The sequence below is a fragment of the Sedimentibacter acidaminivorans genome (assembly GCF_017873955.1).
Classification (GTDB): domain Bacteria; phylum Bacillota; class Clostridia; order Tissierellales; family Sedimentibacteraceae; genus Sedimentibacter; species Sedimentibacter acidaminivorans.
Genome location: NZ_JAGGKS010000005.1, coordinates 39,585 through 60,666, shown reverse-complemented (window position 1 = coordinate 60,666; position 21,082 = coordinate 39,585). Strand labels below are relative to the sequence as shown.

The window sequence follows — 21,082 nt, the reverse complement described above, 5'->3', positions numbered from 1 at the left end:
TCACTAAGATTTTTCTTTTTTTAGCAATATCATAACAACTATTGCAGCGGTAAACAAAACACTTGATTCTATAAACGTATCAAAAGCCCTATAGTCTAATATAACCCCTGTGACTATATTTGTAGCACCAGTGTCTTTTATAGAATTTTCTATATAATATTTAGTTAAATCATTATTAGCAGGTGTGTTTTCTGTACCAAATTGCGGTAAATTTTCAGAGCCAATAAGTAAAATAATGGTTATTCCTAAAGTTATAAAAACAGCAATTATTTTTCTCATTTCTTAATACTCCTTATTCTGCTTAAAGTTAAAATTAATAAAACGGTCGTAATTCCTGCACCTACTGCTGCTTCTGTAATAGCTAAATCAGGTGCTTCTAACTGCTCCCACAGTATTGCCATAATTAAACTATAAACTGCAAAAACAATTATTGATCCAAGTTTGCTCTTCATAGTTGATACAGCTATAGAAGAAAATATTAAAAATATAAGCATTATAATACTAAAAACTTTCATCTATTTAACTCCGTCCTTTTTATTATGTAAGTTACTTCTAATATATTCAACTTTACCAATTAAATGAGCAGCTGTAGGATTTGTTACCCAAATAAATATGAGTACTAATATCATTTTCAAAGATGTCATATTACACCCATTAAAAATTATAAGTCCTACTAAACAAAGCAACGCACCGAGAGTATCACATTTAGCTGCAGCATGAATTCTTGATAAAACTTCTGGAAATCTAAGAATTCCAACAGTTCCAACTAAAAAGAAAAACAATCCTCCTAATATAAAAATTCCACCTACTAAGTTGATTATCATTAGTTCCCCCCTATTTTTTCAATGTAATTTGCAATAACAACCGAAGCTACAAAGCTAATTAACGCATAAACTAAAGCAACATCTACAAAGTAATTTTCCCTAAATACTAATGATATCATAAGTATTAACACTATAGTTTTAGTACCAATTACGTTAATTGCTATGAGCCTGTCTGCGGCACTTGGACCCTTAATAGCTCTATACATAGACCCTATGATAACAATAGACAAAAATATTATTGCAAAAACTAAAATCTTAGTCATTACTTATTTCCTCTTTCTTTAAAAGAATACCTTCAAAGCTGTTATTTTCTAAACCATTTGCCGCTTCCTTATCCAAACAATGCACAATTAGTTTGTCATCATACATATCTAAAGTTAATGTTCCGGGAGTAAGGGTAATAGAATTTGCTAAAATAGTTTTATTTAGTTCGCTTTTTAATTTAGTATTTATGATTACTATAGAAGGTGAAATGTTGAGTTTTGGACTCAACACAATTTTTGCAACATGAAAGTTAGACTTGAATATTTCTTTAATTAAAACTACAAAATACAAAAGGTAATATTTTACATTTGATATTGAAATGAATATACTACTATTCTTCCTTTGATTGTTCAAAAGTTCCTTATTGAATACAAAAATTATCGCACAGACTACAGTCCCTACTACAATTCTCTCGAAATTAAAGTTTTGGGATAAAATAAGCCAAAACAAAACATATAATCCGAACATTTTGTAATTCATTCGTTTTCTCCTCATATAAAACTATTTATTTCTCCACTATATATTACTATTTTCTGATATATTAGTCCACACTTTTATTCATTATGAAGCTTACAATATATGGAATTGCATTTCAATTATAAATTCTTAAATATTACTATAAGTTTGTTTTAACTTGCATTATTTGCATATTATAAATTTTGTATTAATTTAAAAATCAGTTTTGAAATTTTGTTAATTTTATATCAAATTTTAGCTGAAGTGTTTACGAAGATAACTGCCTTATTGAATTGCATGAATATATGTTTTTATGATTAAGTATAATACTCGCTTCTATTTTACATTAATTATTAATAATTTTCAATTTATTTTTATAAAAAAAGGTAATTTTTCTTTCTTGCACTTTATATGGATTATAAACTCTTTATTAATCTGTCAAGCAAAATAACATTCCCTAGATTAAAAAGAGTAAAGCATCTGCATAAGTAGATACTTTACTCTTTTTAAAACTCAAACGTATAGTTATCAATTGAATAATTCTGTAGTAATTTTTCTTTTTACTGCTAATTTTTCGCTAAATACCCTATATAATTTTAGTGCTTTTAAATATGTAAGATATGGCAAGCTGCACTCGGAAATAAACTTTAAGTTCCTATAATAAACTCTACTAACTTCTTCTATTGCTTCATATACTAATTGTTTTAATGATTCTTTTGCTTTGTTAAAGTTGAATTCTGTTTGCTCATAATTATAATGCATTATTTGATTAAATTTAGATATATACTTTTCAGCCAAACTACTATCATCAAATATTTTTTTTAATATAACAACAATTGTTCTTCTTAGTTTTACAAATTCCAAATCATGAATATTGATAACTTCTAAATTAAGCATTCTATCAACTGAGTTAATTAATATATTTAATCTTTTATCAATATTACGATATTCACTTATTATCATTAGACTTTACCTCCATATAATATATTTCATCGCCTCTAATCTTTTACTCAATCACTCAATTCAAAATATTCTATTATGGTGAATACCATTCGATTAAAATTATTGTTTATTCATAATCTACCTCTTGGCTTTTAGCTAGATTATTATATTTTTTAATTTTTGTTTCTACTATTTTTTCAGTTAATAGTTTGTTCGAAAGCGAAGTTGTAATAGAAGAAATAGCTAGCTTGTCATAATCAACTCGTCTTTCATCTAGTACATAAGTATTTTGTTTTTGTAAAATCGGAACAAATACTTTTCTCATAGATTCCTCTAGGGCTTCTGCAAAAGCATCATAAGCCCTCTCTTTTCCATGCAAAACTATCTGTAATTGTATGCCATACTTTATTTCTGAAATAGGTAATATCTGTTTGAGTATCGTAATAACAATCACATGTGCAATGTGCAATCTTTCATACTTTTTCTTTAACGGCTTTGGCATCATGCCCCATTTTACATAATTATTAACCATGCTCTTAGTTATAAGCTTTTCATCTCCAATTTGCATAAAAGACAATTCATCTTTCACAATTTGTAACAGGTTGTCACAATATATCGGAGATTTTGGCAAACAACACCATTTAATAAGCTTTGCTTCACTCATTTTCTTACTATATTCATAAAGCTCTAAGTTATCATCCATATCTTATCCTTTATTATCAAAATTTATAAGTAGTTATCATAACTACTTATATCATAATGCAAATAAATTTACTTGTCAAGCATAAATAAATATAAAGAATCATTATAGTGCTCCTTAATTATATATGTTTATTCCTTAATATTTTTCATTCTAAATGATTTGTTATCAAGAGCTCTCTGAACCGCCAATATACCATGAATATGATCATATTCATGTTGAATCAATTCAGATAAATCTCCTTCAAATTCCATTTCGCAATCTTTCCAATCCAAATCCTTGTAAAATACTTTGCATTTTTTGTAACGATTCACCTTAACCTCTAAGCCAGGAAAGCTCATACAATCATCCCAAATTTCAAACTGTTTATCGTTCGTAAATTCAATTCTCGGATTTATAAAAGCTATTGATTTGTCATCATAGTTCATATATATAATTCTATAAGCTTCATTAATTTGAGGGGCTGCTATTGCTCTTCCAAACCCGTTCTTTTTTCTAAAATCAAATAATGTATCATGCAAATCATCAATTACTTGCTTTGCCTTACATTTATCTTGTTTATTTGTTTCTTCGCTGAGTTTATATAAGTTTTCATTTCCTAACAACAAGATTTCTCTTACAGCCATAATTTTGCCACCAACCTTCTTATCTAATTTAACCAACATTACAAATGTTAATTGTTGTACTACAATTTACATTATACACCAAATTTTACTTCTTTCAATTATAATTCAAATTTCATTCATATCTGATTAATCAGTATATTTACAAAAAACATACAGTTGCTAAAAAAAGCCAACTGTATGTTTTTTGTAAAAAATTTTATTTTAAATCAAATATTAAATGATAAAATACAACGGAACACGTTTCATGGGTGAAGCAGGTGAAAAAATTGACAGTTAAATATATAAACTGTAATTTCCCATCATACGCCTACTTCATCAAGTTCTTTTAAATTATATCTATTTATTATATCAATAAGTTTTATTGAATATTGAGAATCAGTTGCATATCCGCATCTTCTCAGCGCCCATGCACCTTGTGTGCTGTCAAACATAACTGCTCTGAATGGTGCATATCTTTCTTTTGTAAGAAGAAGTGCATTGTGGTCCTCCCAACTTTCGCTTACATTGTTATATGCTCTAAAATCATCATCAATTCTAAATGATACTCCATTATATTCTTCCCAAGTATTTGAAGTAACTGAGCCTGCCGTTCCCTTACCTTTTATTCCAAATAAGTTATTTGAGAATTGACCAGTATACTTATCAACTGGAACACTTTGTCCCCACCCTGTTTCTAAAATTGCCTGTGCTGTCTGTAGTGCAGCTGACATTCCAGTTTTTTCAAGATTATCTATAGCCAACTTTGATGAAAAGCCTAGAAACTGATCTTTTGCTACAACTGGAAGAGCAGTGTATAATTTGTTTTTATAAATCGTAAATTTAACTGATTCCGTCTTTAGTGTCTGTCCACCATATACCGCTTCAGCTCTTAAACTCCACAAACCTGCATCTCCCTCACTAGGAGTATATGTTTGTCCAGACAAAGTATTGCTAACTCCCGTTTTTAAATTAGTTAAAATATATTTTACACTGTCTAATTTTACATTACTTTTTACATTTAGATTAAATGTATCCGTTACAACTTGTCCGGGTCCTACACTCTGTAACAACACTTTTGGAGAACCTACAACATTAACTTTTACTTTGCTACTTGTATAAGAGTTGCCTAAAGTATCTTTTACTTTTACATAAAGTAATTTGCTTCCCTCCATATCAGGACCTGGAAACCAAGTATAGTTACCGTAGCCAGCTTTATACAATACAGTTTCATTGCCTATATTGTCAACTGAAACATATTCAGTTTCTGAAACATTGAAGTTTCTAGATGTTCTCAACGTAACAGAACTGTTGATTGTCTGCCCCTCTGTTATTCCACCAAGGTTTATATACCTGTTTACATCAACCTTAACATTTACATAATCTCCATAGTATGCTTTTCCACTCATATCATATGCTATTACTCTTAAAGACATGTTACCATTGTCCTCCATAACAGGAATCATAGTAAATCCACCTAGTGGATCAAGACCTGATGAAATGTAATATGCATCTGTATCTGGATTAATTATTTCATATTTTACATATGCTGCTAAAAAGTTTATGTCGGCTCCAAGTGGCACGCTACCAGCAGTAACTAATTCTCCTTCAGTTAATCCTGTAAGTTTTATTTCAGGAACTATACCAATTTTTACAGGAATTGCATCTCCAGCTAAAAATTTATCATTACTATCATAAATCGCAGAAACTAAAATTTTATTTCCGTTATCCTCCATAGAAGGTTTCCATTCATAAGTTGAAGTTACATCACTACCCGTTGCAATTACAAAACCTTTTTTTGTATCTGAATTAAGTAGAAAATATTTAATTTTTGCAGCACCTTTTGGTATATCTTTTAACTGCGTATTCAAACTTGTAGTCCCTGTTATAGCCTGTCCGGATTTTACAGATGAAATTTTAACATCAAAAAAAGATTCTATTTCTGATACTTCTGATGAATTAATTATAACTGTTCTTTTAATATTGTCCCAATTAATCCCAACACCTAAAGCATTACTCACTAATCTAATAGGTACAAATGTACGATCTTCTTTTATTAATGGTGCCACATCGCTTAAATTATAAATTGTTTCATTATCAATTGTATATTCAATTAAATTGCTATCTATAGATAGTACAACATGCAAATCTTCCTTAGAAATATGTACTGTTCTACTAATATTATCCCAAGTTACTTCTGCATCTAACTCTTCAGCAATTACCCTTAATGGTACTAAAGTCCTGTCATTTTTTATAAATGCTTCTGGTCCATCACTAACTTCTTTTCCATCAATAATTAACTTAATTGGGCTCTGTGCATAAGCATTAGGAGCAATATTAATGAGCATGACAATCATAACCAACATCATGATTGATTTCCAATTAAATACTTTTTTCTTCATAAATACACCTCAATTTTAATTTTTCTTTATTTTATCACATATTGTAGCACGAAATTATTACATATACATTAACATACCATTAATTATTATATACAAAATACCCCCTCTTTAGCAGTAAAGAGGAGGTATTAATAATTTTACTTATTTAATGTTTCTTCATTATGGTGTGTTTATAACAATAGTTGCTGATGCTCCGCCAGCTAAAGCTCCTACTGCTCCAGCACGTGTTATTCTAACAGATAACAAGTCACATTGGCTTACAGGTAAGTTTGCTGCTGAAAAAGCACAACAATTTGGAGGATTTGGACCTGTTACTGTTGCCGTAACTCCCGTTGCTACAGGAGTAGCACCACAATCTGTGCTTGCATATACCTCAGCAGTTACAGTGTCAGCTGCTGTTAATGTTTGATCTCTAATACTAAGAACCAAGCCAGCAATTGTTGAATTAAGTGGTATTACTACATTATTTCTAATAAAAGCACTTGATGAGGTACCTAGTCCTAGAAAATCGTTATTAGCAACAGATTGATCCGAACCTAAATAGAACGAATTTCCTCCCGGGCCAGTTGGACCTACTGGTCCTGTTGGACCTATCGGTCCTGTTGGACCTATCGGACCTGTTGGACCTATCGGACCTGTTGGGCCTATCGGACCCGTTGGACCTATCGGACCTGTTGGGCCTATCGGACCTGTTGGACCTATCGGACCTGTTGGACCTGTTGGACCTATCGGACCTGTTGGACCTATCGGACCTGTTGGACCTATCGGACCTGTTGGACCTATTGGACCTGTTTCTCCTGTTTCTCCCGTTGGACCTACTGGGCCTGTTGGACCTATTGGACCTGTTGGGCCTATCGGACCTGTTGGGCCTATTGGACCTGTTGGGCCTATCGGACCTGTTGGACCTATCGGACCTGTTGCTCCTGTTGCTCCTGTTGGACCTATCGGACCTGTTGCTCCTGTTGCTCCTGTTGGACCTATCGGACCTGTTGGACCTATCGGACCTGTTGCTCCTGTTGCTCCCGTTGGACCTACTGGGCCTGTTGGACCTATCGGACCTGTTGGACCTATCGGACCTATTGCTCCCGTTGCTCCCGTTGGACCTATTGGGCCTGTTGGACCTTGTAATCCTATTGGTCCTTGTGGACCTATTGGTCCTTGCGGTCCAATTGGTCCACGTGGGCCTGTTGGACCTATTATACAACAAGGATAACAGCAATGTGTTGGACACGGCGGAAAACATCTACAATGACTATCGCAATCTCTATTAATGTCTCTTTCAAAATGTCTATCAAAATCTCTTTCAAAATCTCTTTCAAGATCCCTTTCAAGATCTCTATTGCAGTCTCTTTCATAATCTCTGTTTCGTTCTCTTACATTTGTATCATAATATAAATAATTTTTCATTTCATCACTCTTTATAATATTTTGGACACTGTCCACTATTATTATATTCAAATAAGTTTATTGTGATAATGATTATAAACAAATTTAATTACTAATTAATTATTTCAACATAACTTTTTACACCATAACTATTGTTAACTAACAAAAAGCAATTAGTTATACTAAATATTATATAAATATATTTAGTATAACTAAACATTATATAAATTCTGCCGATAACATAATATAGTATAGTATTTATTATAATTTTTCTAGCTATAACAAATTAAATCAAAGGAGCGAACAATGAAAAATATACTAATAAGAAAAAAAAACCATAAGACCAAAGGTTTAAGTAGCAGGATTTTGAGAGCAATAGTTATTTTTGTTATATGTGCAATTGTAATTACAGCTGTATCATCATTAGCTTCTATGAGTGCATTGATTAACAACATTACTAATCATCAGGCAGCAGCTTCAGCAAATATTATGAAAGAAGAACTTAATATTACTAGTAAAACACTTGAAATTTCTTCTAAGACTATTGCACTTAATCAAACTATTATAGATGGAATTTTGAATAACCGTAGAAATAAAATTTTAGAAGAATCTAATAAATTAAAAGTTGTATTAGAACTTGATGATATTACAATAACCGATTTCAATGGTTCCATATTATCAAGTACTCAGGGTGCCAAAAAAGCTGGTGATAAATTTTCTAATCAAGATGCCATAAAAAGTGCCATAAATGGCAATGTATATTCAATAATTGACAGTGAGACTAATTCTAAATATGCAGTTAATGTAACAGCCCCAATATACAATAAATCAGAAAACATCATTGGAACTGTTACAACATCTTATAACCTTGATAATACAGATTTAGTTGATAAGCTTAAAAAAATAACGGGTGATGAGTTTACTATTTTCGAAGGTGATAAACGAATAAACACAACAATTACTAATAATGGCGAAAGGGTTATAGGTACTAACCTAGATCCTGATATTACAGATGTTGTAATTAATCAAAAGCAAAATTATACAGGAAGAGCTAAGCTATTTGGAAAAAATCACATAACTGCATATTACCCGATTCTATCAAATGACGGAAGCAAGGTAACGGGCATTATATTTTCAGGAAGAGATAATACTGATGTAGAACAAAAAATATTTATAAATATATTAATAACAATATTTATAGCTATACTTGCTGCTTTAATAGATGTGATAATAGGCTCGATTATTCTAAAAAAGGGTCTAAAACTTCCACTTGAAAAAGTAGTAAATGCTGCAAAAGCTATTGAAGTTGGTAATATAAACAGTGAAGTTATTAACAATATTAATGAAATTAATAGCACAGATGAAATCGGTCTATTAGCACGTTCTATCGAAGGTGCAATTAATTCAGTTAAAACAATGTCCGATGATATAGGTATATATCATAATGCATTAATTAAACACGACCTTACTGTAACTGTAGACAAGAGCAAGCACAATGGAATCTATAATACCACTGTAGAAATAGTTGAAAGTTTGTTTTCAGAATTAAAACTTGTAATGAAAGAAATAAAAATTATGGCAGATGGCATCGAAAGTGGTTCATCACACGTATCAGCGGCATCTCAATCATTAGCACAAGGTTCTACCGAACAAGCAAGTTCTACAGAAGAGCTTGCAGCAACAATTGAATATATTACACATCAAATTAAGGAAAGTGCTAATAGTGCTAACATCGCCAATTCTATTTCAACGGATGCAAACACAGAGGTTAAAGTTAGTAGCAATCATATGAACGAAATGATGAAGGCAATGAACAATATAAATATTATATCTGATGAAATTAGCAAAATAATAAAAACTATTGATGACATCGCATTTCAAACAAATATACTAGCACTAAATGCTGCAGTTGAGGCTGCTAGAGCAGGTTCACATGGCAAGGGTTTCGCAGTTGTTGCAGACGAAGTAAGAAATCTTGCTACCAAAAGTGCAAGTGCAGCAAAAAACACTGCTGTTTTAATAGAAAATTCAATTAAAGCTGTAGAAGAAGGAAGTAAAATTGCTAAGACAACTGAAAAAGCACTGCATAATGTAGTGGAAAACACAAATAAAGTCACTAATATTATTTATGAAATTTCAGAGGCAGCAAAAAGCCAAAGTGAAGGAATGAGTCAAATTAACATAGGAATAGCTCAAATTTCAAACGTAGTGCAATCCAATTCTGCTACATCTGAAGAAACAGCTGCTGCAAGTGAAGAACTTGCTGCTCAAGCACAATCACTGCATGAGATGGTTGATATATATAGAATGAATAACTAAAAAACTTAATTTATAAAACATAAAGGCGATTAAGCTAAAATTTGCATAATCGCCTTGTATAAAAAAATAATTATGCTAACAGTCCATATAAAAGAGGAAGTATAAGCGGTACAGTAAACGTCAAGATCACTCCAGTAATTAATGTCACCAAGCCAATCTCAACCCCTACAAACTTTGTTATTGGAACAAGCATTGTATCCATATTTCCCGCCGCTCCTCCAGCAATTGGACTTCCCTTACTAATTTTAATTAGCAAAGGCAAAAGCAAAACTGTAAAAAACTCTCTCATTACATTAACAATAAACCCATATGTTCCAGTTTCAATACCATAAACCTGAGTCATATAAGCACCCGTTAAACTATAATAACTCATACCACCTGCTGATATTATTGAAACATGTAATGGTAAATGAAGTAATATTCCCGAAACTAATCCACCAATAATGCTTCCTGCAAAGATTGCAACAGAAATATATACAACCCGAAAACCAAGTTTTTTTATATATTCAAAAATTTCTAAATTAGAACCTAAACTAATCCCTACTCCTGTATAAAGTATCACTAGAGAACCAATAAGTAAATAGTCAAGAATAAAAGTCAAATTACTTGGCATGAAAAAGTAACCTATTATTACACCAACAACAATGCTTGCAGGCATAATCCAAATCAATGGCGAAGATTTCTTTATATACTCATCCGAAATATCAACCTTTTTGTTTATACTAATATTTTCTGAACGAATCTTCTCTTTTAACATCTCTAACGGAAGTATCGTTTTTTCTAAAATTACTGTAAATAAAACGCTAAAAGAAATAGCAAACAAAGCAATAATTAAACAATTTAATCCTATTGAATGCAAATTCAACATAACATACTTATTTATACCGATATTCAATCCTATTGTCATCATCAATATAACCAAAGCAATATTTATGACGAAATCAATTCTAATTAATAATATTTGGGATAAATTGCGAAATCCAATAAAGAGTCCAACACCTAGGCATAAAAAGGGCATCCAAGTCATTATAATTTAACCTCCAATTTTTTTATTGTCATACATATAATTACACTTTACCATCATACTACATAATTTACCAATTGCATATAAAAAACATTCTATTTTTTCTCAAAGTTTTATACTAATACTATGAGTTTTAGCAAGATAATTGTTTCAAAAATACATTGAAAAGTTTGTAGAATTAAGGTAAAATTACATAAAAACAAATATAAGTTGATAAATGAAAGGATTGATTTCATGTTCACAATAGATAAATATATAGTAGCAGATAATCTGCAACAAGCTTATGAATTGAATCAAAACAGAAGGAACGTAATAATTGGTGGTATGCTTTGGCTTAAAATGGGAAGAAAAAAAATAGGAACAGCAATTGATCTTTCATCATTAGGCCTAAACAACATAGAAGAAGATGAAGATAACTTTAAAATAGGATGTATGTGCACGTTAAGAGATATTGAACTTCACAGAGGATTAAATGATTGTTATCCTAACTTAATTTCAAAGTCAGTCGAACATATTGTAGGAGTTCAATTGCGAAATATGGCTACAATTGGAGGAAGTATTTATTCTAGATTTGGTTTTTCTGATGTCTTAACAGCCTTTTTATCTCTTGACAGTTATGTAGAACTTTATAAAGGTGGTATTGTTTCTATGGAAGAATATGCTCAGATGCCACTTGATAATGACATACTAATTAGAATAGTGATAAAAAAAGATTCAAGAAAAACATGTTATAATAGTTACAGAACAAGCTCTTCCGATTTGCCAGTACTAACATGTTCAGTTTCAAATATAGACAATACATGGAATGTAGTTTTAGGTGCAAGGCCACAAAAACCAGTAATAACAAAAATTAATGCAAATTCTAATCCAACAGATGAAGAATTTAACCAAATTATATCTCAAGCTATTAATAATTCATCTTTTGGTACAAACTATAGAGGAAGTAAAGAATACCGTGAAATACTAGCACATGCTCTTATAAAAAGAAATTTAGAAGCAATAATAAGCGGAGGCAACTATGCAAATTAAATTATGGATAAATAACAAGGAATTTAGTGACGATATTGCACCAGATACAATACTTCTTGATTTTTTAAGAGCTAAAGGGTTTTACAGTGTAAAGCGTGGATGCGATACATCAAACTGTGGATTATGCACTGTCTTGTTAGAAAACAGACCAATACTTTCATGCTCAACCCTCGCAGTACGTGTAGATGGTATGCACGTAACTACTATAGAAGGATTAGAAAAAGAAGCAGCTGAATTTGGAGCATTTTTAGCTGACGAAGGTGCGGAACAATGTGGATTTTGCAGTCCTGGGTTCATAATGAGTGTTTTATCAATGAAAAACGAATTAAAAAATCCAACAGAAAATGAAATAAAAAAATATCTAGAAGGAAATCTATGCCGTTGCACTGGATATATGGGACAACTAAGAGCTATCAAAAAATATTTAAGCAAGGAGAACTAGAATGAAAGCAGTAAATAAAAACATTAGAAAAAAAGATGCCATGTCAATAGTTACTGGTAAACCTATTTACACAGATGATATTATTCCAGAGAATTGCTTAATTGTTAAAGTATTGAGAAGTCCACATGCACATGCAATTATCGAAGATATATATACAGAAAAAGCAACCATTGTACCTGGAATTGAATGTATATTAACACATGCAGATGTTCCAAAATCAAGATTTACGACTGCTGGTCAATCATATCCTGAACCAAGTCCTTACGATAGGCTTATACTGGATAAATTGATTAGATGTGTTGGTGATCCCGTTGCAATAGTTGCTGGATGGGATGAAAAATCAGTAGATAAATCATTAAGCTTATTGAAGGTTAAGTATAAAGTTCTTGAGCCTCTACTAGATTTCAAAGATGGCAAAGACAATAAAATAATTGTTCATCCTGAAGAAAATTTTAAAGCATTAATTGATATCGGCTCGGAAAACAAAAGAAATATCTGTGCATCCGAATGCTTTGAGTTTGGAAACGTGGAAAAAGAATTAAAAAAATGCTCTCATATAATAGAGCAAACATATCATACTAAAGCTAATCATCAGACAGCTATGGAGACATTTAGAACATACACAAGCATGGACGCATATGGAAGACTAAATGTTATAACATCTACACAGGTTCCATTTCACATAAGACGTATTTTAGCAAACGCCCTTGAAATTCCTAAATCGAAAGTCCGAGTAATAAAACCTCGTATAGGTGGTGGATTTGGTTCAAAACAATCTGCAATAAGTGAAATGTTTCCTGCTATAGTTACTTGGAAAACTGGAAAGCCTGCTAAAATGATATATTCACGTAAAGAAAGTTTAACTAACGGAAGCCCTAGACATGAAAGCGAATTAAATATTCGTTTAGGTTCAGATGAAAATGGAATAATAAAAGCTATACACATGAACACAATTTGGAATGCAGGAGCATATGGTGACCATGGACCTACTACTGTTGGATTAGCAGGCCACAAAGCTATGACAATATACAACAGTGCAAAAGCATTTAAATTTGATTATGAAGTAATTTACTCAAATACTATGGGAGCTGGTGCTTTTCGTGGATATGGTGCCACACAAGGATTTTTCGCACTGGAATCTGCTATAAATGAATTAGCAGCAAAACTTGAAATGGACCCTACTGAACTTAGAATGAAAAACATGCTTACCCAAACTCAAGTTGGAAATATCATGCCTACCTATTATAATGAAGAATTAAAAAGCTGTACACTAGATAAATGTTTAGAAAGAGCTAAGGCAATGATTGGTTGGGATGAAAAATATCCAGCAAGGGATATGGGAAACAACAAAGTTAGATCTGTTGGAGTTGCAGTTGCAATGCAAGGCTCTGGGATTTCAGATATAGATGTAGGAGCAGTAGAAATTAGGTTAAACGATGATGGTTTCTACACCTTAATGATTGGAGCTACAGATATGGGCACAGGTTGTGATACTATACTTTCACAAATTGCAGCTGACTGTTTAGATTGTGAGATGGATAACATTATAGTTCATGGCGTAGATACTGATTTATCTCCATATGACACTGGCTCATATGCTTCAAGTACAACCTATATCACTGGTATGGCAGTTATTAAAACATGTGAATCCCTTAAAAAGAAAATAATTGCTGAAGGAGCTAGACTTTTAGATTGTTCTGAAGAAAATATGAATTTTGACGGTCAAGAAGTATTTTCATTGAAAAATGAAAATAAAAAGATAAGCTTAAAAGATATTGCAAACAAAGGTTTAATTGGAATGAATAATTATTTAACAGCAAGCGAATCCCACTATTCTCCTACATCACCTCCACCTTTTATGGCAGGTATAGTAGAAATTGAGGTTGACATGCTTACAGGAAAAGTTGATATAATTGATTATGTTGCAGTTGTAGACTGTGGAACACCAATTAATCCAAATCTTGCTAGAGTTCAAACTGAAGGTGGTATAGTACAAGGAATTGGTATGACTTTATATGAAGATATTATTTATGATAAAAGCGGTCGTATGATAAATGATTCATTCCTTCAATACAAAATACCTACAAGAATTGATGCAGGTAACATAAGAGTTGAATTTGAATCAAGTTATGAACCTACTGGACCATTTGGAGCGAAATCTATAGGTGAAATAGTAATTAATACACCTGCTCCAGCTATTGCAAATGCAGTATATAATGCAACAAAAGTCAACATTAGGACACTACCTATTACTGGAGAAAAAATAGTAATGGGAATGATTAAAAATAACATTACTCCGCTTATTTAAGCGGGGTTTTTTATTTATAATTATCTTATGTACTCTTTTTCCATCATACTAGATTTTAACAAAAAATCCGCTGTAGATACATTCATTGCAACAGGTATGTCATATAGAACTGCTATTCGCAAAAGAGCTTTAACATCTGGATCGTGCGGTTGAGAGGTCAATGGATCCCAGAAAAAAACCATAAAATCAACTTTACCATCTACTATTGCAGCACTTATTTGTTGATCTCCACCTAGCGGACCACTTTCATAAGCTCTAACTGGTAAAAGTGTTTCAGTTGCAATCATTTTAGCTGTTGTACCTGTACCACAAAGAAAATGCCTTGACAATAAACTAGTATGTTTTTTTACCCATTTTAACAAATCATTTTTTCTGTTATCATGAGCTATTAACGCTATATGTTTTTGCTCACCAATGTTTTTTATATTCATAAAACCTCCTCAAACTTTCTTATTATTGCTTTTATTAAATTATTTCATTTTACTTCTATTATTTTTTTGAAATAAGGTAAACTTGATAGCTTACATTATTAGAAATTATAGCAAATATTTAATAATTTGTACACTAATTTTTAAATAAAGTACTTGACAAAATTGTATTTTAATATTATTATAATATTGTAATAATTACAATATAGTAATTGACTTAACATTGTAATAGATAGATATATAAAATTGTCTATGATAGGTGATGAAAATATGAAAATTGAATTTGATAATTTATTAGAAAAATTAAAAACAAAAAATATACGTCTTTCTCATCAAAGATTAAAGGTGCTAGAATATCTTACCTTAAATCAATGTCATCCAACTGTTGACCAAATTTATAACAGCTTACACAACGAGGTGCCTACATTATCAAAGACAACTGTTTATAATACACTAAATTCATTAACAGATGTAGGTTTAGTAAGAGTAATAACTATAGAAGATAATGAAACTAGATATGACATACGAACTGATAATCATGGTCATTTCAAATGCGTGTCTTGCAAAGATATATTTGATTTTGATATAGATATAGATAAATTCAGTACTTATGAATTAAAAGATTTCCATGTAAAGGATAAAAATGTATACTTTAAAGGACTATGTCCTAAATGTGTTCAATTCGAAACATTAAACAAGTAAATACCGGTACGCGTTAAATGCTCACACTACATTTCTAAATTACTATTGCTAAACTTTTTGTAGTCAAGCGTTGTACGCATTCCGACTAATATTAATAATAAAATTGGAGGTAATAAAATGGAAGAACAAAAAACACTTAAAAATTTAATGGATGGATTTGCAGGAGAATCTCAAGCAAACAGAAAATATTTAGCTTATGCTAAAAAGGCTAAAGCAGAAGGAAATACTAATGCTGCTAAGTTATTTATTGCGGCATCAGATGCAGAGGCAATTCATGCCCAAAAGCATTTAGAAGTTGCTGGTAAAATCAAAACTACTACAGACAATCTAAAAGATGCGGTTGCTGGTGAAACATATGAATTTGAAAGTATGTATCCAGAATTTCTTAAAGCAGCAGAGGCTGAAGGAAATAAGGCTGCAATAAATTCATTCACTTATGCCATGAAAGCAGAAGAAGTCCATGCAAAATTATATAAAGATGCATTAGAAAACATAAATAATACAGAAGAAGTATTCTATTATTTATGTCCTATTTGTGGAAATATAGAAAAAGCTGTTCCTGATAAATGCCCAATTTGCAATGTGCCTGGATCTAAATTTATAAAATATTAAATTAAATTAACCACCGACAACGTCGGTGGTTTTCTATTATATAAACTTAGCTTAATTTAAACTTTCTTATTAGTTCGTTTAATCTTTCTACTTGAGCAGCTAGTTCCTCGCTATTCGCTGCTGATTGCTCAGCTGATGCTGCATTTTCTTGAACTACTGATGATACCTGTTCTACACCTATTTTTATTTGTTCTATAGCTACAGCTCCATCATTAGCCATTTCAACTATATTTTCTATTAAACGGCTTGCATCCTCTGTTGCTACTACTACTTCCTCTAAATGCTTCCCTGTTTCTCCAGCTAATGTTGTTCCTGTGCTAATTGCCGAAAGAGAGTTTTCTATTAAATCTGTTGTTTCCTTAGCTGCTTCTGCTGACTTTCCTGCCAAGTTTCTTACTTCATCAGCTACAACTGCAAATCCCTTTCCTGCAGAACCTGCACGTGCAGCTTCTACTGCAGCATTTAAAGCTAAAATATTTGTTTGAAATGCTATATCATCTATTACTTTGATTATTTTCCCAATTTGTCCAGAAGTTTTACTTATTTCATTAATAGCTATTAAAAGCTCTTGCATCTTCTCATTTCCATTTTCAACTTTGTTAGAAGCTTCTAATGATTTATTGCCAGCACCTTTAGCTTCATTTGCAGTATTTTTTATCGCATCAGCCAATACATTTATTCCTGCTGATAATTCTTCAATTGAACTTGCTTGTTCTGTAGCTCCTTGCGATGTTGCTGATGCTCCGCTTGCTATTTGTTCCGCTCCACTATTAATAGCTTCTGATGAATCTTTTATTTCTCCTATCACCTGCTTTTGCATCTCACTAACGTTTACTAATGCATTCTTAAGTTTTTCAAATTCTCCAGTATATTCATACTTCAAATTTAAAGTTAAATCTCCATCTGCAAATTGATTCAACACTTCTGAACTTTCATCTATATAATCTATATATTTCTTTAATCTGTCTGTTAAGCTGCTTATTGAATCTGCTAATTTTCCTACCTCATCATTTGACGATACATTAATTTCAACATCAAGGTCACCATTAGCTAGCTTGTCTGATACTCTTTGTATTTGAACTATATGTTTTGTCATTTTTGTTATTAATATAAAAATCAATACTAATAATAACATTCCTACAATTAAAAATATAAAAATAATTTTATTGGATAAATCTTCTGTAGCTTGGGAAAACTCATCTTCACTCATTGATGATACTAACTTCCAACCTGTATCGCCTATAACACCTAAACTACCAACGTGTTTTTCTCCATTTTCTTCATATTCAATTAAATCAGTATTGTTTTCTTTAATAGCAGATACCAATTTCTCATCAAATCCTACTTCTGTAATATTTTTTAATAATTTATCTGCATCTTTACTATAAGCTATATTATTATCACCAGTTAAAAGAGTAAAATATCCACTTTCGCCAAATTTATTGTCACCTGTCATTTGTTCAAGTTTATCAATTAAAATATCAGCACATACTTCCCCGATAACCTGTCCATTCACTTTTATAGGAACTGATATCGTAACTGCCATGGAACCAGTATTCGAATCTTTATAGATTTCTGATACATGCATTAATCCATCTTTCAAAGTTCTATAATACGCCTTTTGAGTTAAATCTACATTTTCTTTAACAACAGTTTTTGACGATGTTACATAGCTTGATGGACTTTCTTCAGCTACATAAACAGAACTAACAACTCCATCATAACCCTTTTGAGCATCCTTTAATATATTAATCACATTTAGAAAGTTTTCATTAGTTGTTACACTTGTTCCATTTTGAGTACTCATTAAATAATTTTGTACTGTTTTGTTGTTTGACACCATTTCTGCAACAACTGTATAACGATCAAAAAATTCATTAGCTTCGCCACTTACTCTTAGTGCTTTTTCTAATAACAATTCTTGTTTTGTACTTTCGTATTCCGTACGAACATTAGTAGAAATTACAACTCCGCTTATAGTCAATAGTACCAAGCATGCTAAAAATATTGCACTTACAAGTTTGCTTCTAATTGTAGTTGTTCTTTTACTCTTGCTTACTTTCATATCTTTTTTAACAATTTTATCTAGTTTGATAAATCCCATTTTTTCACCTTTCTTAACATTATTTTTTTCTTACAAACATATATCGTCACTTTGCGAAAAACGTTTACAAAATTATTAAAATAATATTACTATACCTAAAAAAATTATTATAATTAAAGAAATACTATAATAAACTTTACATTTAACAATAAAATTAGAAGTAAAAAATGAAGAAATACTTAAGAATTTAATGGATAGTTTCTAAGGAAAATCTCAAGCAATGCTAAAATATCGAATTAAATTTTATATTTTCCACAATATAATCTCTGAATTTTTTTGCAACAGGGGACATAAATCTATTTTTATGCCATATCATGTATAGATTACGTTTTGAATCACAATTTTCAATACGAATAGCTTTTACATCATAAGTATTCAACCCAAACATTTTAGGCATAATTGCTATACCCATATTTGCAGAAACTATACCAGCTACCATTGTGTCATTTGAAACCTCTGATACGATTTTTGGTTTTTTATTCAGTACTGAAAGGATATTATCAACATAGATTCTAGTACCACATTGATGTTCATATGTAATTAATTTCTGGTCAACAATTTCACTTAGTTCAACTGATTCCCTATTTGCCCATTGATGTTTATTCGAAACAACTAAAGCCATTTCTTCCTCACATATATTATAAAATTCCAACTCTGGAGCTTCCATCTTAGAACCAAACCCTATATCAAACTTCCCATCATTTAATCCAGTTATAATTTTTTGTGAAGTATTCTGGTCATATTCAAATTTAATTTGTAAATTTTGTTCATCTTCATAAAACTGCTTAACCACATAAGGTATAAAATGAGTACTCAAAGAACTAACAAAAGACAAAGAAACAATTCCCTCATCAGGATTAATCATTTCTTTAATGGCATATTTACCTAACTCTATTTTTTCTAAGGCCTCAGTTACAAAAACTAAGAATGTACTGCCATATTTGGTAAGTTTAATATTTCGTCCTTTTTTATAAAACAATGGAACTCCTAACTCATTTTCAAGGTCTGATATAGAATGACTTAAAGTGGGCTGTGAAACAATCAGCGCTTTTGATGCCTTCGTGTATTGCTCATATTCGGCTATAGTTTTAAAATAATACAATTGCTGCAAATTCAATTTATACACCTCATTTTAAAAAATAAAAATAGTAATTAGTAAATTATACATTAATAATTTATTAATTACTATTTTTTTTTACAATTTATTAAATTAGCAAGCTACACTAAAATTGTAATTAAAATGTTACCCTTCTTCCTTCTTCAGCTGACAAATATGCTGCATAAATTACCTTTATAGTTTTATATGCCAAGTCAAAATCTGAGGATGGTTTTTTATCATAAGCAATTGTTTCAACAAAATCCTGCAATTCACCCATATATCCTCTAATTACCTCATCTGACACAAATGCTTTGTTCCAACCTAATTTAGCAGGTAGCATTTCAGAAATTACAACATCATCCATACCTTCTTCATCTAAAAAATAAGTGTTTAATATATCAGTTGGTGTTATGTTACACATTAAGGCATTATCATTGCAATATATTTCAACATAATTTTTAGTTCCACCCAAAACAGTATCTGTAGATATTACTAATGCTTTGGTTCCATCAGAAAAAGTAATGGTCACTGTTGCAAAATCCTCCACATCATTTGGTTGTGCACTGATATGTCTGTGTTCATATTCAGTTAAACAACTTGTAGCTACACCTGTATCTGCCATAACACTTTTTATAGTTATTTCTTCACCTCTAGCAATTGCTTCTTGTTGTTTTAACCATAACACTCCTGAAAGAGGATGGCACCCAGCTCTTACGAGTGTTCCTCCACCTGTTCCCTTCCACTCTCCAGCAACAGGAGAACTTGAACCTTTTAAGCTCTCTTCACCTTTTAAAAATAGAATTTTACTTTTTCTCGCAGAAATTATTTCTGCTGCTTTTCTGATAGGGGTTGAATACACATAATTTTCAGCATATAAGAATTTTTTATCACTTGCATCAACTATTTTTTTTAGCTCATCCATTGATTTTAATACTTCTTCATACATTTTTGATTTAGGAACATTCTTACCAATTGGCGAAACATCACCATCCTGACCGAAATATCCAGTTAAAGGCTTTTCACATATAACGTGCTTACCAGCAGCTAAAGTCTTTTCTATCATAATTGGATGTAAAGATGGTGGTGTTACTATATCTACTACATCTATTTCAGGATCATTCAATAATTCCTCAAAACTTGTAATTGCTTGTTCAAATCCATATCTAGCTTTCACTTGTTCAGCCTTAGCTAAGTCAATATCAACAACTGTCTTAAGTCTAACAGGAACACCACTTACCTTTTCATATCCATTTCCATGTAAATAAGCAGCATATCCACTACCAACTAAACCAACACATACAGGTTTCACTTGCTTCATATATAAACATCCTCCTTAACATTCTATGTATTTAAATTATAATACATAAATATAGTAAAAACAAATGCTTAATATTTATATAATGTATTAATTTTTTCTATACTTTGCATACTTTGCGCTT

The 21,082-nt window shown here is 31.2% G+C and carries 21 protein-coding genes; 6 read left to right on the top strand and 15 right to left on the bottom strand.

Annotation, left to right across the window (positions count from 1 at the left end; all coding sequences use genetic code 11):
* Positions 1-3: 3 nt before the first annotated feature.
* The 10 genes from mbhE to J2Z76_RS17075 all read right to left on the bottom strand — a co-directional run bounded on the left by mbhE (position 4) and on the right by J2Z76_RS17075 (position 7,597).
* Positions 4-279 (bottom strand): hydrogen gas-evolving membrane-bound hydrogenase subunit E, encoded by a 276-nt coding sequence (gene mbhE / locus J2Z76_RS09135; RefSeq protein WP_209511739.1) that lies wholly within the window; start codon positions 277-279, stop codon positions 4-6.
* On the bottom strand, positions 276-515 hold the full coding sequence (locus tag J2Z76_RS09130) for a hydrogenase subunit MbhD domain-containing protein (RefSeq protein ID WP_209511738.1): 240 nt from the start codon (positions 513-515) through the stop codon (positions 276-278). Before J2Z76_RS09130 ends, mbhE begins: the two co-directional genes overlap by 4 nt.
* Entirely contained in the window at positions 516-824 is a 309-nt protein-coding gene (gene mnhG, locus J2Z76_RS09125; protein WP_245210395.1) for a monovalent cation/H(+) antiporter subunit G, read from the bottom strand. It lies immediately after the preceding gene.
* Positions 824-1,087 carry an MrpF/PhaF family protein gene (locus J2Z76_RS09120; RefSeq protein ID WP_209511737.1) on the bottom strand — a complete coding sequence of 88 codons (264 nt, stop codon included), beginning with the start codon at positions 1,085-1,087 and terminating at the stop codon, positions 824-826. The genes mnhG and J2Z76_RS09120 overlap by 1 nt, the downstream gene beginning before the upstream one ends.
* Complete coding sequence (locus J2Z76_RS09115; RefSeq protein WP_209511736.1) at positions 1,080-1,568, bottom strand: Na+/H+ antiporter subunit E; 489 nt, start codon at positions 1,566-1,568, stop codon at positions 1,080-1,082. Before J2Z76_RS09115 ends, J2Z76_RS09120 begins: the two co-directional genes overlap by 8 nt.
* 504 nt (positions 1,569-2,072) lie before the next feature.
* Positions 2,073-2,507: a hypothetical protein gene (locus J2Z76_RS09110; RefSeq protein ID WP_209511735.1), complete on the bottom strand. Its 435-nt coding sequence runs from the start codon at positions 2,505-2,507 to the stop codon at positions 2,073-2,075.
* Positions 2,508-2,613: 106 nt separating this feature from the next.
* A complete protein-coding gene (locus tag J2Z76_RS09105) occupies positions 2,614-3,189 on the bottom strand; it encodes a DUF1836 domain-containing protein (RefSeq protein WP_209511734.1) in 576 nt (191 codons plus the stop codon).
* 128 nt (positions 3,190-3,317) lie between these two features.
* Positions 3,318-3,812 carry a peptide deformylase gene (locus J2Z76_RS09100; RefSeq protein WP_209511954.1) on the bottom strand — a complete coding sequence of 165 codons (495 nt, stop codon included), beginning with the start codon at positions 3,810-3,812 and terminating at the stop codon, positions 3,318-3,320.
* A gap of 299 nt (positions 3,813-4,111) precedes the next feature.
* Positions 4,112-6,190, bottom strand: a complete 2,079-nt coding sequence (locus J2Z76_RS09095; protein ID WP_209511733.1) for a stalk domain-containing protein — start codon at positions 6,188-6,190, stop codon at positions 4,112-4,114.
* Positions 6,191-6,349: 159 nt separating this feature from the next.
* Positions 6,350-7,597: a collagen-like domain-containing protein gene (locus J2Z76_RS17075; protein ID WP_425347560.1), complete on the bottom strand. Its 1,248-nt coding sequence runs from the start codon at positions 7,595-7,597 to the stop codon at positions 6,350-6,352.
* Positions 7,598-7,882: 285 nt separating this feature from the next.
* Between J2Z76_RS17075 and J2Z76_RS09085 the strand changes: the two genes are divergently transcribed.
* A complete protein-coding gene (locus J2Z76_RS09085) occupies positions 7,883-9,895 on the top strand; it encodes a methyl-accepting chemotaxis protein (RefSeq protein ID WP_209511732.1) in 2,013 nt (670 codons plus the stop codon).
* Positions 9,896-9,965: 70 nt separating this feature from the next.
* Here J2Z76_RS09085 and J2Z76_RS09080 read toward each other — a convergent pair whose 3' ends face one another.
* Positions 9,966-10,922 carry a LysO family transporter gene (locus J2Z76_RS09080; protein WP_209511731.1) on the bottom strand — a complete coding sequence of 319 codons (957 nt, stop codon included), beginning with the start codon at positions 10,920-10,922 and terminating at the stop codon, positions 9,966-9,968.
* 231 nt (positions 10,923-11,153) lie between these two features.
* On the opposite strand from J2Z76_RS09080, the gene J2Z76_RS09075 reads away from it, so the two are divergent.
* The 3 genes from J2Z76_RS09075 to J2Z76_RS09065 are packed head-to-tail and all read left to right on the top strand — an operon-like array spanning position 11,154 to position 14,698.
* Positions 11,154-11,948, top strand: a complete 795-nt coding sequence (locus J2Z76_RS09075; protein WP_209511730.1) for an FAD binding domain-containing protein — start codon at positions 11,154-11,156, stop codon at positions 11,946-11,948.
* Positions 11,938-12,390 carry a (2Fe-2S)-binding protein gene (locus tag J2Z76_RS09070; protein WP_209511729.1) on the top strand — a complete coding sequence of 151 codons (453 nt, stop codon included), beginning with the start codon at positions 11,938-11,940 and terminating at the stop codon, positions 12,388-12,390. Before J2Z76_RS09075 ends, J2Z76_RS09070 begins: the two co-directional genes overlap by 11 nt.
* Position 12,391: 1 nt before the next feature.
* A complete protein-coding gene (locus tag J2Z76_RS09065; protein ID WP_209511728.1) occupies positions 12,392-14,698 on the top strand; it encodes a xanthine dehydrogenase family protein molybdopterin-binding subunit in 2,307 nt (768 codons plus the stop codon).
* Between the two features lie 20 nt (positions 14,699-14,718).
* Here the strand turns inward: J2Z76_RS09065 and J2Z76_RS09060 are convergent, their stop codons facing one another.
* A complete protein-coding gene (locus J2Z76_RS09060) occupies positions 14,719-15,129 on the bottom strand; it encodes a methylglyoxal synthase (RefSeq protein WP_209511727.1) in 411 nt (136 codons plus the stop codon).
* Positions 15,130-15,396: 267 nt separating this feature from the next.
* Between J2Z76_RS09060 and J2Z76_RS09055 the strand changes: the two genes are divergently transcribed.
* Together J2Z76_RS09055 and J2Z76_RS09050 are read left to right on the top strand one after the other, a co-directional pair.
* On the top strand, positions 15,397-15,828 hold the full coding sequence (locus J2Z76_RS09055; RefSeq protein WP_209511726.1) for a Fur family transcriptional regulator: 432 nt from the start codon (positions 15,397-15,399) through the stop codon (positions 15,826-15,828).
* A gap of 117 nt (positions 15,829-15,945) precedes the next feature.
* The gene (locus J2Z76_RS09050) at positions 15,946-16,440 is read left to right on the top strand and encodes a rubrerythrin family protein (RefSeq protein ID WP_209511725.1); all 495 of its coding nucleotides are present in this window, start codon (positions 15,946-15,948) and stop codon (positions 16,438-16,440) included.
* 46 nt (positions 16,441-16,486) lie between these two features.
* Here the strand turns inward: J2Z76_RS09050 and J2Z76_RS09045 are convergent, their stop codons facing one another.
* The 3 genes from J2Z76_RS09045 to J2Z76_RS09035 form a co-directional block, all read right to left on the bottom strand.
* A complete protein-coding gene (locus J2Z76_RS09045) occupies positions 16,487-18,544 on the bottom strand; it encodes a methyl-accepting chemotaxis protein (protein WP_209511724.1) in 2,058 nt (685 codons plus the stop codon).
* Positions 18,545-18,767: 223 nt separating this feature from the next.
* Positions 18,768-19,661, bottom strand: coding sequence for a LysR substrate-binding domain-containing protein (locus J2Z76_RS09040; RefSeq protein WP_209511723.1), 894 nt, complete (start codon positions 19,659-19,661; stop codon positions 18,768-18,770).
* 118 nt (positions 19,662-19,779) lie between these two features.
* Entirely contained in the window at positions 19,780-20,961 is a 1,182-nt protein-coding gene (locus tag J2Z76_RS09035) for a Gfo/Idh/MocA family protein (protein WP_209511722.1), read from the bottom strand.
* Between the last annotated feature and the right edge of the window lie 121 nt (positions 20,962-21,082).

Excerpts from the sequence above, each read along its gene's own strand:
- J2Z76_RS17075 (WP_425347560.1), bottom strand. The coding sequence starts at position 7,597 with ATGAAAAATTATTTATATTATGATACAAATGTAAGAGAACGAAACAGA.
- J2Z76_RS09070 (WP_209511729.1), top strand. The coding sequence starts at position 11,938 with ATGCAAATTAAATTATGGATAAATAACAAGGAATTTAGTGACGATATT.
- J2Z76_RS09120 (WP_209511737.1), bottom strand. The coding sequence starts at position 1,087 with ATGACTAAGATTTTAGTTTTTGCAATAATATTTTTGTCTATTGTTATC.
- J2Z76_RS09060 (WP_209511727.1), bottom strand. The coding sequence starts at position 15,129 with ATGAATATAAAAAACATTGGTGAGCAAAAACATATAGCGTTAATAGCT.
- J2Z76_RS09080 (WP_209511731.1), bottom strand. The coding sequence starts at position 10,922 with ATGACTTGGATGCCCTTTTTATGCCTAGGTGTTGGACTCTTTATTGGA.
- J2Z76_RS09110 (WP_209511735.1), bottom strand. The coding sequence starts at position 2,507 with ATGATAATAAGTGAATATCGTAATATTGATAAAAGATTAAATATATTA.
- mnhG (WP_245210395.1), bottom strand. The coding sequence starts at position 824 with ATGATAATCAACTTAGTAGGTGGAATTTTTATATTAGGAGGATTGTTT.
- J2Z76_RS09065 (WP_209511728.1), top strand. The coding sequence starts at position 12,392 with ATGAAAGCAGTAAATAAAAACATTAGAAAAAAAGATGCCATGTCAATA.
- J2Z76_RS09075 (WP_209511730.1), top strand. The coding sequence starts at position 11,154 with ATGTTCACAATAGATAAATATATAGTAGCAGATAATCTGCAACAAGCT.
- J2Z76_RS09100 (WP_209511954.1), bottom strand. The coding sequence starts at position 3,812 with ATGGCTGTAAGAGAAATCTTGTTGTTAGGAAATGAAAACTTATATAAA.
- J2Z76_RS09035 (WP_209511722.1), bottom strand. The coding sequence starts at position 20,961 with ATGAAGCAAGTGAAACCTGTATGTGTTGGTTTAGTTGGTAGTGGATAT.
- J2Z76_RS09055 (WP_209511726.1), top strand. The coding sequence starts at position 15,397 with ATGAAAATTGAATTTGATAATTTATTAGAAAAATTAAAAACAAAAAAT.
- J2Z76_RS09115 (WP_209511736.1), bottom strand. The coding sequence starts at position 1,568 with ATGAATTACAAAATGTTCGGATTATATGTTTTGTTTTGGCTTATTTTA.
- J2Z76_RS09085 (WP_209511732.1), top strand. The coding sequence starts at position 7,883 with ATGAAAAATATACTAATAAGAAAAAAAAACCATAAGACCAAAGGTTTA.
- J2Z76_RS09045 (WP_209511724.1), bottom strand. The coding sequence starts at position 18,544 with ATGGGATTTATCAAACTAGATAAAATTGTTAAAAAAGATATGAAAGTA.
- J2Z76_RS09105 (WP_209511734.1), bottom strand. The coding sequence starts at position 3,189 with ATGGATGATAACTTAGAGCTTTATGAATATAGTAAGAAAATGAGTGAA.
- J2Z76_RS09095 (WP_209511733.1), bottom strand. The coding sequence starts at position 6,190 with ATGAAGAAAAAAGTATTTAATTGGAAATCAATCATGATGTTGGTTATG.
- J2Z76_RS09130 (WP_209511738.1), bottom strand. The coding sequence starts at position 515 with ATGAAAGTTTTTAGTATTATAATGCTTATATTTTTAATATTTTCTTCT.
- J2Z76_RS09050 (WP_209511725.1), top strand. The coding sequence starts at position 15,946 with ATGGAAGAACAAAAAACACTTAAAAATTTAATGGATGGATTTGCAGGA.
- mbhE (WP_209511739.1), bottom strand. The coding sequence starts at position 279 with ATGAGAAAAATAATTGCTGTTTTTATAACTTTAGGAATAACCATTATT.